The following is a 14,557-nucleotide window of genomic DNA, read 5'->3' as shown; positions in this document are numbered from 1 at the left end:
ATCCCACCGTCACCGCTGCGCACGGATCTGCCGCGACCCGCACGTTGGCAAGGTGCCTCTATGCGCCAGTCGGGCGATTCGCTCGACCATGCCTCAGAGCGGGTGGGTGTGTCTCCGATGCGTGCATGTCGATAGACCTGCGAGGCGCCCGCGATGAGCCCCCATCTGGGAGGATGCGCCGATGGAACCTCGCGTCCGCCCGCGCCGTCCGAGTCCCATGCGGACGTTCAGGCGGGACTTGGCGATTCGAGTCTGTGCGATTGTCGCCGTGTCGGCGGTCCTATCCGGTGGCTGCAGCCTGTTCAACGACGAGGCTGTAGCCACCTGGGACCTCACCAAGGACCAGACCCCCGACTCCGACACCACCGCGTTCACCGTCGAGGTCACCCGCCTCGGCTGCAACAGCGGCGAGACCGGCACCGTCAACGACCCCGACATCGAGATGACCGACACCCAGGTCGTCATCACCTTCACCGTCAGCCCAGGCGAACCCAGCTCGGCCACCTGCCAGGGGAACAACGCAGTCTCCTACGACGTCGAACTGCCCGAGGCACTCGGCGAGCGCGAACTCGTCGACGGCGGATGCGCCTCAACCGAAGCCACTAGCACTGCGCCGTGCCAGCCCAGCGGCGTGCGCTACACACCCTGATTCAAGACCGTCGTTGCCAGTTGGCGTAATGCCGCAATCCGGGTGGGCCGACGGACGACGGTGAGGTGATCCTCGGGGCAGCCTCGGGCCCTCGCTACGGCAGGTCGGGGCGCTGCTGCGCTCGCTCGAACCGTTCGACGGCGTCTTCGTCGATCAGTCCCTCATCGGCCAGCCAGCGCACGGCGCGGGACCGCGCCCGGGCATCCCGGAACGCATGCCAGACCGAGATCAGCTCGGGATGGCGTTGGTACAACTCGTTCTTGAAGCGCCGGAACGCGCCCTTGCCCTGCAGCGAGCGGTGCAGGGCATCGCCGGCGGCTTGGTCGCTGATGCCGTCGGCGAAGTCGACCATGTCCTGGTACCAGACGTAGGACGGTAGGGGGTCGATCACGATCAGGTCCAGCTCGTCGAGCTCGACGGGGTTCTCACCGTCGATGCCGGTGTCGCTGGTCCAGAAGGCGACCTCGCCGGTCCTCGGGTCGATCAGCCATCGGTGTTCGTAGTCGGTCTGGTCCGCGAGGGCGGTGGCGATCTCCTCAACGTCGATGGCGTCCAGGTCGAGCACCGCATCAGCCTATGCCGACAGTCGGGCACGGCCAGCCCCGAAGCGCGGACCGGCCGACCAACGTGCGGCGAGAAGTGGCACCCTGATTGCGGCATGGTCGGGCTCCGCCCCGACAGCGGCAGATCCGTGCAGCGCAACCGCCACACGGGCCGCGTGCAACTGCCTCCTACTCCCACCAGAACGCTTCACCGAGGACCAGGAAGGCCAGCAGTGCCGGGAAAACCGACAGCGGGAGCCACAGCAGCGTCCACCGCTCGTGCTTGACCTTCACCGCGACCGCCATCACGAACGCCGTGACCGACGTCAGGAACCCCCCGAAGAATGACGCCACGATCAGGAACCCGACCCAGTTGTCCTCGCTGGCTTCCATCCCGCCAATGAGGTACGCCACGCCGAATACCGCGAACGCGAACGCCACGATGACTGCGGCGGCTTCCGCCAGCCTGACGGACCACCGGGCCATTTGGGCATGCACATGCGCAGGGCCTGCGGGAATCGGTGTCTGCCCGGAGATTGGACCGACCGTCATCGAACTCACCTTCTCAGGCGGAGGGCAAGATTCCTCCGCTCAACTCGATCGTCCCTCCGCACGATCGGGGACACCAGAGCCCGCATGCTTAACCGTGGATGGCGTAGGAGAGACATGGCCGTATGAGCCAACGCACCGGCACTGCCCGTTGAGAGCGCTCTCATCGGCAAAGTCGGGCGGATCCGGGATCACGGGTTCTGGGGGCGCACATGAACACGTTTGGCCACTCGCCGCAACGATTGCGCCTTGGGGGAGTGAGGGCGGCCATCCGGGGCGCCACCAACCCAAGGAGATCACCATGGTTGCCCCCATCACCCGACGCCTCGTCTCGATCGGCGACGCGGCCGACGCACTCGCCGTCTCGACCCGCACCGTCCGCCGCTACATCTCCGACGGCCAGCTCGAAGCCGTTCGGCTCGGCCGCAAGACGCTGCGGATCAAGGTCGACTCGATCGAGCGGTTCATCGATGCCCGGCCGGTGGGCAACTGGCGATGAGCTTTCAAAGGCTCAACCGCGGACAGGGCGCGGGCCGGGAGCGGCCAAACGGGGCTGTTCCTTGTTCCCCATATGTTCCCGGAAACGGGAAGAGACCCTCAAAAGGGCCTCTGACCTGGGGTTTCTCTGTGGGCGATACTGGGTTTGAACCAGTGACCTCTTCCGTGTCAAGGAAGCGCGCTACCACTGCGCCAATCGCCCGTGATCTTGAGTTGTCGGTGGGTCGGGGTGGAGGTGGGTACGGGATTTGAACCCGTGTACACGGATTTGCAGTCCGTTGCCTCGCCTCTCGGCCAACCCACCGTGGAGGCACTCCCCGAAGAGAGTTCGGCTGGGAGACCTCTCCGAGCGGACGACGAGGCTCGAACTCGCGACCTCAACCTTGGCAAGGTTGCGCTCTACCAACTGAGCTACGTCCGCCTGCGACCCGGGCCCAGGGGCTCGGTGCGGTCAGAACAGTAGCCCATGCCAGAACGTGCGCCAAAATCACCCCCGGCGCGCGTGTTGGGGCGGGTGGGACGCCGGTGGCTCCCTCCTAGAGTGGCCCTGTGCGCGCCTGGATGAACGGACAGCTGCTGGCCGATCCGACCGCCCCGGCGGTCCCGGTGACCGATCACGGGTTCACCGTCGGGGACGGTGTCTTCGAGTCGATCAAGGTGGTCGACGGCCAGCCGTTCGCGTTCGCGCGCCACCTCGAGCGGCTGGCGCGATCGGCGGCCGGCCTCTCGCTGCCCGAGGTCGACGAGGCCGCCGTGCGCGCGGGCGTGGTCGCCGTGCTGGAGGGCCAGGACCTGCCGCTGGGACGGGTGCGGATCACCTACACCGGGGGGCACGCGCCGCTGGGGTCGGGCCGGGGCGACGACTCGACGACGCTCGTGGTCGTCGCCGACGCCATGGCCCCTTGGCCGGAGACCACCTCGGTCGCGTCGGTCCCGTGGCCCCGCAACGAGCGGGGAGCGCTGTCCGGCCTCAAGACCACGTCGTACGCCGAGAACGTCGTCGCGCTCGCGCGGGCGCACGAGTGCGGCGCGACGGAGGCGATGTTCGCCAACCTGGCGGGTCACCTGTGCGAGGGCACCGGCTGCAACGTCTTCTACGTCGTGGGCGGCGAGCTGCGCACCCCGTCGCTGGCCAGCGGCTGCCTCGCCGGGGTCACCCGGGCGCTGGTGCTCGAGTGGTACGGCGGCGTCGAGGTCGACGAGCCGATCGAGGTGGCGGCGGCCGCCGACGAGGTCTTCCTGGTGTCCACCACCCGCGACGTGCAGGCCGTCGCCCGGTGGGACGACCGCGAGCTGGCGGCGCCGGGGCCGGTGACGGCGGCCGTGGCCGCCCGCTGGCGCGAACGCGAGCCGGAGCTGCTGGGCCTCGACCGTTGACCCGGGCGCGCTACTCGGAGGTGCGCGAGGTGTCGAGGAGGTCGGCGATCAGGGCGTCGAGGTCGAGGTGGTCGGCCTCGGAGCCGGCAGGGACCACGGCCAGGGACCGGGTGAGGAACCGGTAGACGTCGCGCGTCGGCGCCTCGGCGATCAGGCGCCCGTCGGGGGAGCGGAACTCCATCACCACGACGCTGTGGCCGTCCTTGTCGGTGCCCGGCCACAGCTGCACGTCGCCGTCGCCGGCGGGGTCGGTGAGGCCCTCGGCGAGCAGGTGCCGGGCGAGGCCCCACCGGATGCTCGACTCCCGCTCGCCGAAGCGGATCCACACCGCCCACGGGTCCTCGGTCTCGTACTCGAACCGGGCGTGCAGCCGGCCGCTCGTGTTGTCCCGCCCGAGGCAGCGCAGCGTCACCAGCTGGACGACCGCGGGGGCGGCAGGGGGAGTGCGCATGAGGTCACCGATCAGGGAGGCAGGGCAGCGTCTGGACAGGAGACGTCCCCGGTGGCGAAGCATGACGCCGATGTGAGATGCACAGCCGGGATAGGCTAAGGTCCACTCCGCAGCCGGGGCGATTGGCGCAGTGGTAGCGCGCTTCGTTCACACCGAAGAGGTCACTGGTTCGAACCCAGTATCGCCCACCCAGCAGCACCATCCGGAGGCCCTTGGCCCTCCGCCCGGGGGCAGTAGGTCCCTCTCCTTCCTGACACGTAGGCCGCATGCTGTCGTGCATGAGTGCCACTTCCGTGCGCGCGTGGTCGCGCCTGCTCGTCCTCGCCCTCGTGGCCGTCGCCGCGCTCTCCGCGCTGGAGGAGTGGGTGCACGCGCTCGCCGGCATCGCCGTCCTCGTGGCGGCCGGCGTCCTCGTCGTGCGCGTCCTCGAGGGCGCCGGGCGCGCCTGGCTGGTCGGGGCTCTCGTGGGCGCGGGCGGCACGGCCACCGCCTGCCTCGCCGGCTGGTGGTACCTCGACTCCGAGAACGACGCCGCGGTGACCACGATGACCGTCGCCTGGTTGGTCGCCACTGCGGCGTACGCCGGCCTGTGGTGGACCTCGCGCCGCGCCGTGCCGGCGGGTCAGCACCGGGCCTGAACGGAACGTCGCGCCGGCGCACGTCGTTGCGCCTGGCATGACCACCGTGGACTGATCGGAAGCGGACACATCGGCAGCACCGTCGAGCGGCTCGCCGTGGCAGCGGGCCCGACGTGGTGCTGAGCGACAGCCGGGGTCCGGAGGCCCCGGCGGACCTCGTCGAGGAGCTCGGCCCGCGGGCACGCGCCGCCACGGCGGTCGAGGCCGCCGAGGCGGGTGACGTCGTCGTCGTGACCATCAACTTCGAGTTCCTGCGTTCGCTGGCGCGCCCCAGTGGCAGCCCGGAGCGCAGCGTGCTGGCGATCGCCGGGGACAGCGACGAGGCCAGGAAGACGGTGTCCGACCTGCTCGACTCCCTGGGGTACGACGCCTACGACGTCGGGCCGCTCGCCGAGGGCTGGCGCTTCCAGGGCGGCACCGCGGCATACGCCTCCCTCGACAACGACGGTCCCGCGGACGTCTGGCCACCGGAGAGCCCGCGCCGGGTCACCGCCGAGATGCTGCGCGAGAAGCTGGCGCGGGCCAAGAGCTACCGCGACAGGTGACGGCACGGAAACCGCCGCGCGGGGCGGGCGGGCCGGTCGATACGATCGACGGGTCCGTTCGTCCCAGCAGTGCCCATCAGCAGGGGAGCACCTCGTGTCCGAGATCAAGGTCGCCGTCGTCCACGCCGGAGCGCGTGAGGTACGGACCACGACCACGGGCACCAAGGCGTGGGAGCTCTTCGCCGACGACCCCGCCGTGATCGCCGCCCGCGTCAACGACCGGCTGCGCGACCTCGCGCACGAGCTCGCCGACGGCGACGAGGTCGAGGGCGTGGCCATCGACAGCAAGGACGGCCGCGACATCCTGCGCCACTCGACCGCGCACGTGATGGCGCAGGCGGTGCAGGACCTGTTCCCGGACGCCAGGCTCGGCATCGGGCCGCCGGTCGAGAACGGCTTCTACTACGACTTCGACGTCGAGACGCCGTTCGTCCCGGAGGACCTCGAGAAGATCGAGACCCGGATGCGCAAGATCATCAAGGAGGGTCAGCGGTTCTCCCGCCGGCCGGTGTCCGACGCCGACGCGCTCGTGGAGCTCAGCTCCGAGCCCTACAAGCTCGAGCTGATCGGCCTCAAGGGCTCGGGCAGGGTCGAGGATGCCGCCGAGGGCGCGAACGTCGAGGTCGGCGCCGGTGAGCTCACCATCTACGACAACGTGCGGCGCAACGGCGAGGTCGCCTGGAGCGACCTGTGCCGCGGCCCGCACCTGCCGACGACCAAGCGGATCCCGGCCTTCAAGCTGATGCGCTCGGCCGCGGCGTACTGGCGCGGGGACGAGAAGAACAAGCAGCTCCAGCGCCTCTACGGCACCGCCTGGGAGACCAAGGAGGCGCTCGCCGAGCACCTCCACCGGATCGAGGAGGCCGAGCGGCGCGACCACCGCAAGCTCGGCCGCGAGCTCGACCTCTACAGCTTCCCCGAAGAGCTCGGCTCCGGGCTCGTGGTCTTCCACCCCAAGGGTGGCGTGATCAAGCGCGAGATGGAGGACTACGTCCGCCGGCGGCACATCGAGGAGGGCTTCTCCTACGTCGGCACGCCGCACATCTCCAAGGACGGCCTGTTCCACACCTCCGGCCACCTGCCCTACTACGCCGACACCATGTACCCGCCCATGGAGCTCGAGGGCGCGAGGTACCAGCTCAAGGCGATGAGCTGCCCCATGCACAACCTGATCTACCAGGCGCGCGGGCGGTCCTACCGCGAGCTGCCGCTGCGGCTCTTCGAGTTCGGCGGCGTCTACCGCTACGAGAAGTCGGGGGTCGTGCACGGGCTGACCCGCGTGCGCGGCATGACGCAGGACGACTCGCACTCCTACGTCACCCCCGAGCAGGCCAACAGCGAGATCAAGCACCTGCTGAACTTCTGCCTCGGCCTCTTCCGCGACTTCGGCCTCGACGACTTCTACCTCGAGATGTCCACGCGCGACGACTCCAAGCCCGACAAGTTCATCGGCACCGACGAGCAGTGGGAGGTCGCCACCCGGGTCCTCCGGGAGGCCGCGGACGAGTCCGGGCTCGAGCTCGTGCCCGACCCCGGCGGCGCGGCCTTCTACGGGCCGAAGATCTCCGTGCAGGCCCGGGACGCGATCGGCCGGACCTGGCAGCTCTCGACGATCCAGTACGACTTCAACCAGCCCGAGCGCTTCGGGCTGGAGTACCAGGCCGCCGACGGCACCCGCCAGCAGCCGGTGATGATCCACTCCGCCAAGTTCGGCTCGATCGAGCGGTTCCTCGGCGTTCTCGTCGAGCACTACGCCGGCGCGTTCCCCCCGTGGCTCTCGCCGGTGCAGGTGCAGGGCATCCCGATCGCCGAGCGCCACCACGACTACCTGTGGGACGTCGCGAAGCGGATGCGGGCGGCCGGGCTGCGGGTCGAGGTCGACGACTCCGACGACCGGATGCAGAAGAAGATCCGCAACGCGCAGCTGCAGAAGGTGCCGTTCATGGTGATCGCCGGGGACGACGACGTGGCCGCCGGCGCCGTGTCGTTCCGCTACCGCGACGGCCGCCAGGACAACGGCGTGCCGATCGACGAGGCGATCGCGCGCGTGGTCGAGGCCGTGCAGAACCGCACGCAGGTCTGAGCCGTCAGCGCACCTGCTTCTCGTAGCGGCGGCACGGCGAGATGAAGGTCTCGCCCATCGCCTCCACCTCGTAGGGCAGGTCGCCCGCGTCGCGCCAGCCCTGCTTGTCGTAGAAGGCGCGCGCTCGCGCGTTGCCGACCACGACCGAGAGCCACGCGACGTCGTGCCCCTGCGCGGCGACCTGTGCCTCGGCCTCGACCAGCAGCAGCGCCGCGACCCCGCTCCCGCGCTGCGCACGCGACACGAAGAGCTGCTCGACCTCGTCGTCGATCACCATCGTGAAGCCGACGACCGTCCCGTCGACCTCGGCCACCGTCGTCTCCTCGACGCGTCGGTCGGCCCGCTCGCGGAAGGCGGGGAGGGTGCGTCTCTCGGTCAGCCCGTCGGGGACGTGGCCGGCGTGGGCGTCGTGCCAGCCGGTGTGCCAGATCTCGGCAACGGCTGCCATGTCCGCGGCGGTGGCGGGTCGGAGCGTGGTCACCCGCCCACCCTAGGATCGACACCATGGACGAGGCGGTGCGGCAGGACGGCGCGGGTGACCCCGACCAGCTCGACCGGCTCTGGACGCCCCACCGGATCGCCTACATCCGCGGCGAGAACAAGCCCGCGGACTCCTCGGCCGGTGAGTGCCCCTTCTGCCGGGTCCCCGCTCTCGACGACGTCGAGGGCCTGGTGGTCCACCGCGGGGACACGGCGTACGTCGTGCTCAACCTCTACCCCTACAGCCCCGGCCACGTCATGGTCTGCCCCTACCGGCACATCGCCGACTACACCGAGACCACCGACGAGGAGGCGGCCGAGATCGCCCGGCTGACCAAGACGGCCATGGAGGTGGTCCGCGGGGTCTCCGCCGCCAAGGGCTTCAACATCGGCATGAACCAGGGCGCGATCGCGGGCGCGGGCATCTCCGCGCACCTGCACCAGCACGTCGTGCCGCGCTGGCCCGGTGACCAGAACTTCCTGCCGATCATCGGCCGCACCCGCACGCTCCCCGAGCTGCTCGCCGACACGCGCGCGCTGCTGGCGGACGCCTGGCGCTGACCGACCTAGGTGGTCACTTCTTCTTGGGCTCGAGCTTCTCGGAGAAGGTGGCCTCGTGCGACTTCGCGCGCTTGTCGGCGCGCTTCTCCTTGATCGACTTGCCCGACTTCTTGGACATGGCCTGGCGGGGGGACTTGTCGTTCATGGGGGCTCCCTGGTCGGGAGCCTGAGTGACTCCGTACCGACCACAGTACGGCGGGTCGCCGCCCCCGGCCACGGACGGAGGCCCGCGGCCGGCTCCCTGCTGCCCGCCGGAGCGGGCCCGTGGTCAGCCCCGGACGCCGTACAGGTGCTCGAGCGCCAGCTGGTCGAGACGCTCGAAGCCCATGCCGCGCCGGGCCGCGACCTCGGGGTCGAAGGACTCCGCGCGCAGGTCGGCGAGCGTCTCACCGGGCGCGACCGTGGGGACGCCGAGCTGGTCGACGCGGGCGTCGACGAGCGCCTGCTGGACCTCGGGGTCGGCGCGGAAGGCCCGCACCTTGGCCCGCAGGATCAGGTAGTTGCGCATGCACGCCTCCGCCGAGACCCACACGCCGTCGAGGTCCTCGGTGCGCGGGGGCTTGTAGTCGAAGTGGCGCGGTCCGTCGTAGCCGCCGTTCTCGACGATGTCGACGGTCCAGAAGGCGCCCCGCGCGTTGCCGGCGCCGAAGCGGAGGTCCTGGTCGTAGCGCGGCCCGTGCTGCCCGTTGAGGTCGATGTGGAAGAGCTTGCCGTGCCACAGGGCCTGGGCGAGCCCGTGGGCGTAGTTGAGCGAGGCCATCTCCTCGTGCCCGACCTCGGGGTTGAGGCCGACGAGCTCGGGGTGGTCGAGCTCGTTGATGAAGGCCAGGGCGTGGCCGACGGTGGGCAGCAGGATGTCGCCGCGCGGCTCGTTCGGCTTGGGCTCGATGGCGAAGCGCAGGTCGTAGCCCTGCTCGAGGACGTAGGCGCCGAGGAGGTTGAACGCCTCGGCGTAGCGGTCGAGCGCCGCCTTCACGTCCTTGGCCGCACCCGACTCGGCGCCCTCGCGGCCACCCCAGGCGACGAACACCCGCGCGCCCAGCTCGGCGGCGAGGTCGATGTTGTCGAGCACCTTGCGCAGCGCGAAGCGGCGCACGTCGCGGTCGTTGTTGGTGAAGCCTCCGTCGCGGAAGACCGGGTGCGAGAAGAGGTTCGTGGTCACCATCGGGACCACCAGGCCGGTCTCCTCGAGCGCCGCGCGCAGCGGCGCGAGGTGGGCCTCCTTGGCGACGGTGTCGGCGTCGAAGGGGAAGACGTCGTTGTCGTGGAAGGTGATGCCGTACGCACCGAGGTCGCTCAGCCGGCGGATCGCGTCGGCCGGTGCCATCGCGGGCCGGATCGCCGTGCCGAAGACGTCGACGCCCTGCCAGCCGACGGTCCAGAGACCGAAGGAGAAGCGGTCGTCGCGGGTCGGGGTGAAGCCGCTGTCGGGCGTCGCTGCCATCGGGGTTCTCCTCCGTGCGGGGCGGGTCGGTATTCCCGATCGAGCTTCGTTGTGCGGGAAAACACAGGCGCGCCGAGGTTTGGATGCTTGCCGGGGTGATTCAACCTGAGTATGTTGTCCCCGACAACATATACCGTGATGGTCGTCACACATCACTGGCCCCGAGCCACGGAGGTAGAAATGGGCAGGAACAGAGGGGCACGGTTCGCGTCCCTGGTAGCGGTCGCAGCGTTGGCGTTCAGTGCGCTCGCCGCATGCGGCGGCGACGACGACACCAGCAGCGACGGCTCCAGCGACGGCAGCTCCGCAGCCGCCGCCGGCAAGGTCGGGGTGATCCTCCCCGACGAGACCACGTCGCCGCGCTGGGAGGCCAACGACCGACCGAGCCTGCAGAAGGCCTTCGACGACGCTGGCGTGGAGTCGACCATCCAGAACGCTGGTGGCGACGTCGCGAAGTTCGGCGAGATCTGCGACAGCATGATCAACGAGGGCGTCACCGTCATGATGATCGTCAACCTGGACTCGGAGTCCGGCAAGGCGTGCCTGAGCAAGGCCGCGGACGCCGGCGTCCAGACCATCGACTACGACCGCCTCACGCTCGGTGGCGGCGCGTCGTACTACGTGTCGTTCGACAACGTCCAGGTCGGGGCCCTCATGGGCACGGGCCTGATCGACTGCCTCGACCAGGCCGGCAAGACCCAGGCGAACATCATCTACATCAACGGTGACCCGACCGACAACAACGCTGCGCTCTTCAAGTCCGGCTACGAGCAGGCGCTGAAGGACAAGATCGACTCGGGTGACTACACGCTGGTCGGTGACCAGAGCGGCTTCTGGGACGCCACCAAGGCCGGCGACGCCTACGAGCAGCTCTACACGCAGAACAACGGCAAGATCGACGGCGTCGTCTCGGCGAACGACACGATGGCCGGCGGCATCATCGCCCGCATGAAGGACAACGGCACCGCGGGCACCGTCCCGGTCACGGGCCAGGACGCGTCGGTCGAGGGTCTGCAGAACATCCTCGCCGGCTACCAGTGCGGCACGGTCTACAAGAACACCGACCTCGAGGCGCAGGCTGCGTCCGACCTCGCGATCGCGCTGATCAACGGTGACACCGCGGCGGCCGAGGCCCTCGCGACCGGCACCGTGACCGACACGGAGACCAACCAGGAGGTCCCGTCCGCCCTGGCCACGCCGGAGTGGATCACGGCCGACTCGGTGCAGAAGGTGATCGACGACGGCTTCGCCAGCGCCGCCGACATCTGCGTCGACGAGTACGCGAAGGACTGCCAGAAGTACAACATCTCCTAGGAGATCGCAGTCTGGCATGCTCGGGGGCCCGTCCCAGCGGGGCGGGCCCCCGAGCCCCTTCTCCCGGTCGTCCGGTCGACCCGGTCCCGACCAGCCGCATCCTTCGCCAGAGGAGACCACTGTGTCCGTCCCAGTCACCGAGCAGCCGACACCGGCTGTCTCCGCAGAGCCGATCCTGAGCCTGCGGGGGATCCACAAGAGCTTCGGGGCCGTCTCGGTCCTGCGGGGCGTCGACTTCGACGTCCGACCCGGCCGGGTGTCCGCCCTGGTCGGCGACAACGGTGCGGGCAAGAGCACCCTGATCAAGGGCATCGCCGGCATCCACGCCTTCGACCAGGGCGACTACTTCTTCGAGGGCCAGCACGTCAAGGTGCACGGTCCCAAGGAGGCCAACAACCTCGGCATCGAGGTCGTCTACCAGGACCTCGCACTCTGCGACAACCTCGACGTCGTCGACAACATGTTCCTCGGCCGTGAGGTCGGCCCCAGCGTCCGTCTCGACGAGATCTCGATGGAGCTGCGGGCGCGCGAGACCCTCGACGGGCTCTCCGTGCGCACCCTCCAGTCGGTGCGGACGCCGGTCGCGTCCCTCTCCGGTGGTCAGCGCCAGACGGTCGCGATCGCCCGGGCGGTGCTGTGGAACTCCAAGGTGGTCATCCTCGACGAGCCGACGGCGGCGCTCGGTGTCGCCCAGACCGAGCAGGTCCTGCTCCTGGTGCGCCGCCTCGCCGACCGCGGGCTCGGCGTCGTGCTGATCAGCCACAACCTCAACGACGTCTTCGAGGTCGCCGACGACATCGCCGTGCTCTACCTCGGCCAGCTGGTCGCGCAGGTCCAGGCCGACGAGGTGACCCGCGCCCAGGTCGTCGAGCTGATCACGACGGGCACCTCCGGCAAGCACGGCAACGCGCCCGCCAACGACCAGGGAGAGATCTGATGAGCGCCCCCACCGCCCCCGCCGTCGACCCGGTCGACGCGCCGGTCGAGGAGCACGCCACCCTCGGCAGCATCACCCGCGACTACATCGAGCGGGTCAAGGGCGGCGACGTCGGTTCGCTGCCCGCCGTCCTCGGGCTGGTCGCCCTGGTCATCGTCTTCTCGATCCTGCGGCCCGACACCTTCACCACCGAGCTCAACCTCGCGAACCTGATCGGCCAGTCCGCCGGGGTCATGGTCATCGCGATGGGCCTGATCTTCGTGCTGCTGCTCGGTGAGATCGACCTGTCCGCCGGCGTCACCGGCGGCACGGCGGCGGCGATGCTCGGCATCGTCCTCACCAACCGCGACTGGCCGCTCATCCCGTCGTTGCTCGTGGGCCTGGTGACCGGCACGGTGATCGGCCTCTTCATCGGCGCCATGGTCGCCAAGGTCGGCATCCCGTCGTTCGTCGTGACGCTGGCGCTCTTCCTCGGCCTCCAGGGCGTGATGCTCCACCTGATCGGCGAGGGCGGCACGATCGGCTACCGCAACGAGTTCATCCTCAAGCTCAACAACGGCTCCATGCCGATCTGGATGGGCTGGACGCTGGGCATCATCACCGTCCTCGGCTACGGGCTGTCGACGTTCCTGAAGATCCGCAACCGGCGCAAGCGTGGACTGACCGCCGAGCCCATGCTCCTGTGGGCGATCAAGACCGGCGCCTTCACCGTCGCCGTCCTCGCGTTCGTCTACTACCTGTCCAAGGAGCGCAGCCCCAACCCGCTGCTGAAGTCGCTCAAGGGCGTGCCGAACGTCGTCATCATCATCCTGGTGCTCGTCGTCGTCCTCAGCTACCTGCTCGCCCGGACGTCCTGGGGCCGGCACGTGTACGCCGTCGGTGGCAACACCGAGGCGGCCCGACGGTCCGGCATCAGCGTGTCGTGGGTCAAGATGTCGTGCTTCATGACCTGCTCGACGCTCGCGGCCGCCGGCGGCATCCTGCTCGCCAGTCGGACCAACTCCGTCTCGCCCTCCACCGGCGGCAGCGACACCCTGCTGCTCGCGGTGGGTGCGGCGGTCATCGGCGGCACCAGCCTCTTCGGAGGCAAGGGCCGGATCACCGACGCGGTGATCGGTGGCCTGGTGATCGCGGTGATCCGCAACGGCATGGCGCTGCTCAACCAGCCCTCGAGCGTCGTGTTCATGGTCACCGGCGGCGTGCTGCTCCTGGCTGCCTCGGTCGACGCGATCAGCCGGCGTCGAGCGTCGGCATCCGGTCGGGTCTGACCCGTGCCGATCCCGACGGGCGTCGGAGCCGAGGAGCTCCGACGCGCGAACCTGCGCGCCATCCTGCAGACGGTGCACACCCACGGGCCGACCACGCGAGCCGTCCTCACCAAGCAGCTGAGGCTCAACCGGAGCACGATCGGGGCGCTGACGGGCGAGCTGCAGTCGTTGGGCCTGGTCACCGAGCAGGCCTCGGCGGTGGCTGGCCGGTCGGGCCGGCCCTCCCACCTGGTGGTGCCGCAGAGCGACAACGTCGTGGTGGCGGTCGACGTGGGTGTCGACCGGATCGCGGTGGCCGTGGTCTGCCTGGGGGGAGAGGTCCTCGCCCACAGGTTCCGCGGTCACCAGCGGGGCCAGCACGACGTGGCCCACGTGGTCGAGTCGGTCGCCCGCATGGTCGAGGACGTGCTCGCGGTCGCACCGCCGAGGACCCGGTGCCTGGGCATCGGCGTCGCCGTGCCCGGGGCGGTGCGCGCCCGGGACGGCATGGTGCGCTCGGCGCCCAACCTCGGGTGGGTCGACGAGCCGTTCTCCGAGCTGCTCGGTGAGCGGCTGGGCCGGGCCGTCTCCGTCGGCAACGACGCCAACCTGGGCGTGGTCGCCGAGCACATGAGAGGTGCCGCGGTGGGCTACACCGAGGTCGCCTACCTCAACGCCAGCGTCGGCATCGGCGGCGGGTTCCTCGTGGGCGGGGTGCCCCTGACCGGTGCGAGCGGGTACGCCGGCGAGGTCGGCCACATGCAGGTCGACAGCGTCGGCCCCGGCTGCCGCTGCGGTGCGATCGGCTGCTGGGAGACCAAGGTGGGGGAGAACGTCCTGCTCCAGCACGCGGGGCGCCAGCCGGGCGGGGGACCACCGGCCGTCGCCGAGGTGATCGCCGCCGCGCGGGCGGGAGAGGAACGCGCGGCGAGGAGCGTGGAGGAGGTCGCCGACTGGTGCGGGGTCGGGCTCCAGGCCATCGTCAACCTGTTCAACCCCGAGATCATCGTGCTCGCGGGCAGCCTGTCGCAGGTCTGGGTCGCCGCACAGACGCGCGTCACCCGGTCCATGGAGCGCAGCGCGCTGGTCTCCCCGCACGGCGAGATCCTGATCTGCGCCGCGGGGCTGGGCGAGGACTCGCCCCTCATGGGGGCCGCCGAGCTCGCCTTCGCGCCGGTGCTCGACGACCCGCAGGGCGTACCGCAGGCCGTCTGACCCCGGGGCACCAGTAGCCTGCAGCCG

Annotated in this window: 17 protein-coding genes and 4 tRNA genes; 12 read left to right on the top strand and 9 right to left on the bottom strand. The window is 70.0% G+C overall.

What is annotated here, in order from left to right:
• Positions 1–181 precede the first annotated feature (181 nt).
• Complete coding sequence (locus tag ACFPGP_RS22835) at positions 182–649, top strand: hypothetical protein (RefSeq protein WP_378593784.1); 468 nt, start codon at positions 182–184, stop codon at positions 647–649.
• A 94-nt stretch (positions 650–743) separates the two neighbouring features.
• Here ACFPGP_RS22835 and ACFPGP_RS22830 read toward each other — a convergent pair whose 3' ends face one another.
• On the bottom strand, positions 744–1,214 hold the full coding sequence (locus ACFPGP_RS22830) for a UPF0158 family protein (RefSeq protein ID WP_378593782.1): 471 nt from the start codon (positions 1,212–1,214) through the stop codon (positions 744–746).
• Between the two features lie 166 nt (positions 1,215–1,380).
• A complete protein-coding gene (locus ACFPGP_RS22825; protein WP_378593780.1) occupies positions 1,381–1,752 on the bottom strand; it encodes a hypothetical protein in 372 nt (123 codons plus the stop codon).
• 289 nt (positions 1,753–2,041) lie between these two features.
• Here ACFPGP_RS22825 and ACFPGP_RS22820 point away from each other — a divergent pair, with 289 nt between their 5' ends.
• On the top strand, positions 2,042–2,239 hold the full coding sequence (locus ACFPGP_RS22820; protein WP_324502914.1) for a helix-turn-helix domain-containing protein: 198 nt from the start codon (positions 2,042–2,044) through the stop codon (positions 2,237–2,239).
• Positions 2,240–2,368: 129 nt separating this feature from the next.
• Here the strand turns inward: ACFPGP_RS22820 and ACFPGP_RS22815 are convergent.
• The 3 genes from ACFPGP_RS22815 to ACFPGP_RS22805 form a co-directional block, all read right to left on the bottom strand.
• A tRNA-Val gene (locus tag ACFPGP_RS22815) sits at positions 2,369–2,440 on the bottom strand.
• Between the two features lie 28 nt (positions 2,441–2,468).
• Positions 2,469–2,542: transfer RNA gene (locus ACFPGP_RS22810), tRNA-Cys, on the bottom strand.
• A 44-nt stretch (positions 2,543–2,586) separates the two neighbouring features.
• Positions 2,587–2,659 (bottom strand) — tRNA-Gly (locus ACFPGP_RS22805).
• Between the two features lie 128 nt (positions 2,660–2,787).
• On the opposite strand from ACFPGP_RS22805, the gene ACFPGP_RS22800 reads away from it, so the two are divergent.
• Complete coding sequence (locus ACFPGP_RS22800; protein ID WP_378593777.1) at positions 2,788–3,615, top strand: aminotransferase class IV; 828 nt, start codon at positions 2,788–2,790, stop codon at positions 3,613–3,615.
• Between the two features lie 10 nt (positions 3,616–3,625).
• Here ACFPGP_RS22800 and ACFPGP_RS22795 read toward each other — a convergent pair whose 3' ends face one another.
• Positions 3,626–4,066: an SsgA family sporulation/cell division regulator gene (locus ACFPGP_RS22795; RefSeq protein ID WP_378593775.1), complete on the bottom strand. Its 441-nt coding sequence runs from the start codon at positions 4,064–4,066 to the stop codon at positions 3,626–3,628.
• A gap of 116 nt (positions 4,067–4,182) precedes the next feature.
• Between ACFPGP_RS22795 and ACFPGP_RS22790 the strand changes: the two genes are divergently transcribed.
• From ACFPGP_RS22790 to thrS, 4 genes are all read left to right on the top strand, one after another.
• Positions 4,183–4,254, top strand: a tRNA-Val gene (locus tag ACFPGP_RS22790).
• 90 nt (positions 4,255–4,344) lie between these two features.
• The gene (locus ACFPGP_RS22785; RefSeq protein ID WP_378593773.1) at positions 4,345–4,704 is read left to right on the top strand and encodes a hypothetical protein; all 360 of its coding nucleotides are present in this window, start codon (positions 4,345–4,347) and stop codon (positions 4,702–4,704) included.
• A gap of 113 nt (positions 4,705–4,817) precedes the next feature.
• The gene (locus ACFPGP_RS22780) at positions 4,818–5,249 is read left to right on the top strand and encodes an NAD(P)-binding domain-containing protein (protein ID WP_378593771.1); all 432 of its coding nucleotides are present in this window, start codon (positions 4,818–4,820) and stop codon (positions 5,247–5,249) included.
• Between the two features lie 94 nt (positions 5,250–5,343).
• Positions 5,344–7,332 carry a threonine--tRNA ligase gene (gene thrS / locus ACFPGP_RS22775; RefSeq protein WP_378593769.1) on the top strand — a complete coding sequence of 663 codons (1,989 nt, stop codon included), beginning with the start codon at positions 5,344–5,346 and terminating at the stop codon, positions 7,330–7,332.
• A gap of 4 nt (positions 7,333–7,336) precedes the next feature.
• Here thrS and ACFPGP_RS22770 read toward each other — a convergent pair whose 3' ends face one another.
• Positions 7,337–7,813, bottom strand: a complete 477-nt coding sequence (locus ACFPGP_RS22770) for a GNAT family N-acetyltransferase (protein ID WP_378593767.1) — start codon at positions 7,811–7,813, stop codon at positions 7,337–7,339.
• A 23-nt stretch (positions 7,814–7,836) separates the two neighbouring features.
• Between ACFPGP_RS22770 and ACFPGP_RS22765 the strand changes: the two genes are divergently transcribed.
• Entirely contained in the window at positions 7,837–8,373 is a 537-nt protein-coding gene (locus ACFPGP_RS22765) for an HIT family protein (protein WP_378593765.1), read from the top strand.
• 13 nt (positions 8,374–8,386) lie between these two features.
• On the opposite strand, the gene ACFPGP_RS22760 is transcribed toward ACFPGP_RS22765, so the two are convergent.
• Positions 8,387–8,518: a hypothetical protein gene (locus ACFPGP_RS22760; RefSeq protein ID WP_378593763.1), complete on the bottom strand. Its 132-nt coding sequence runs from the start codon at positions 8,516–8,518 to the stop codon at positions 8,387–8,389.
• 123 nt (positions 8,519–8,641) lie between these two features.
• Positions 8,642–9,817 carry a xylose isomerase gene (gene xylA, locus ACFPGP_RS22755; protein ID WP_378593761.1) on the bottom strand — a complete coding sequence of 392 codons (1,176 nt, stop codon included), beginning with the start codon at positions 9,815–9,817 and terminating at the stop codon, positions 8,642–8,644.
• A 231-nt stretch (positions 9,818–10,048) separates the two neighbouring features.
• Between xylA and ACFPGP_RS22750 the strand changes: the two genes are divergently transcribed.
• From ACFPGP_RS22750 to ACFPGP_RS22735, 4 genes are all read left to right on the top strand, one after another.
• On the top strand, positions 10,049–11,131 hold the full coding sequence (locus ACFPGP_RS22750; protein WP_378593759.1) for a sugar ABC transporter substrate-binding protein: 1,083 nt from the start codon (positions 10,049–10,051) through the stop codon (positions 11,129–11,131).
• A gap of 121 nt (positions 11,132–11,252) precedes the next feature.
• A complete protein-coding gene (locus ACFPGP_RS22745; protein WP_378593757.1) occupies positions 11,253–12,068 on the top strand; it encodes an ATP-binding cassette domain-containing protein in 816 nt (271 codons plus the stop codon).
• The gene (locus tag ACFPGP_RS22740; protein WP_378593755.1) at positions 12,068–13,336 is read left to right on the top strand and encodes a sugar ABC transporter permease; all 1,269 of its coding nucleotides are present in this window, start codon (positions 12,068–12,070) and stop codon (positions 13,334–13,336) included. The genes ACFPGP_RS22745 and ACFPGP_RS22740 overlap by 1 nt, the downstream gene beginning before the upstream one ends.
• A gap of 3 nt (positions 13,337–13,339) precedes the next feature.
• Entirely contained in the window at positions 13,340–14,530 is a 1,191-nt protein-coding gene (locus ACFPGP_RS22735) for an ROK family transcriptional regulator (protein ID WP_378593753.1), read from the top strand.
• Positions 14,531–14,557 lie beyond the last annotated feature (27 nt).

This window comes from Nocardioides taihuensis (assembly GCF_042657275.1).
GTDB classification, from domain to species: domain Bacteria; phylum Actinomycetota; class Actinomycetes; order Propionibacteriales; family Nocardioidaceae; genus Nocardioides; species Nocardioides taihuensis.
This window is presented reverse-complemented; position numbering and strand designations above follow the sequence as displayed.

Excerpts from the sequence above, each read along its gene's own strand:
- ACFPGP_RS22835 (WP_378593784.1), top strand. The coding sequence starts at position 182 with ATGGAACCTCGCGTCCGCCCGCGCCGTCCGAGTCCCATGCGGACGTTC.
- ACFPGP_RS22820 (WP_324502914.1), top strand. The coding sequence starts at position 2,042 with ATGGTTGCCCCCATCACCCGACGCCTCGTCTCGATCGGCGACGCGGCC.
- ACFPGP_RS22795 (WP_378593775.1), bottom strand. The coding sequence starts at position 4,066 with ATGCGCACTCCCCCTGCCGCCCCCGCGGTCGTCCAGCTGGTGACGCTG.
- ACFPGP_RS22785 (WP_378593773.1), top strand. The coding sequence starts at position 4,345 with ATGAGTGCCACTTCCGTGCGCGCGTGGTCGCGCCTGCTCGTCCTCGCC.
- ACFPGP_RS22765 (WP_378593765.1), top strand. The coding sequence starts at position 7,837 with ATGGACGAGGCGGTGCGGCAGGACGGCGCGGGTGACCCCGACCAGCTC.
- ACFPGP_RS22760 (WP_378593763.1), bottom strand. The coding sequence starts at position 8,518 with ATGAACGACAAGTCCCCCCGCCAGGCCATGTCCAAGAAGTCGGGCAAG.
- xylA (WP_378593761.1), bottom strand. The coding sequence starts at position 9,817 with ATGGCAGCGACGCCCGACAGCGGCTTCACCCCGACCCGCGACGACCGC.
- ACFPGP_RS22740 (WP_378593755.1), top strand. The coding sequence starts at position 12,068 with ATGAGCGCCCCCACCGCCCCCGCCGTCGACCCGGTCGACGCGCCGGTC.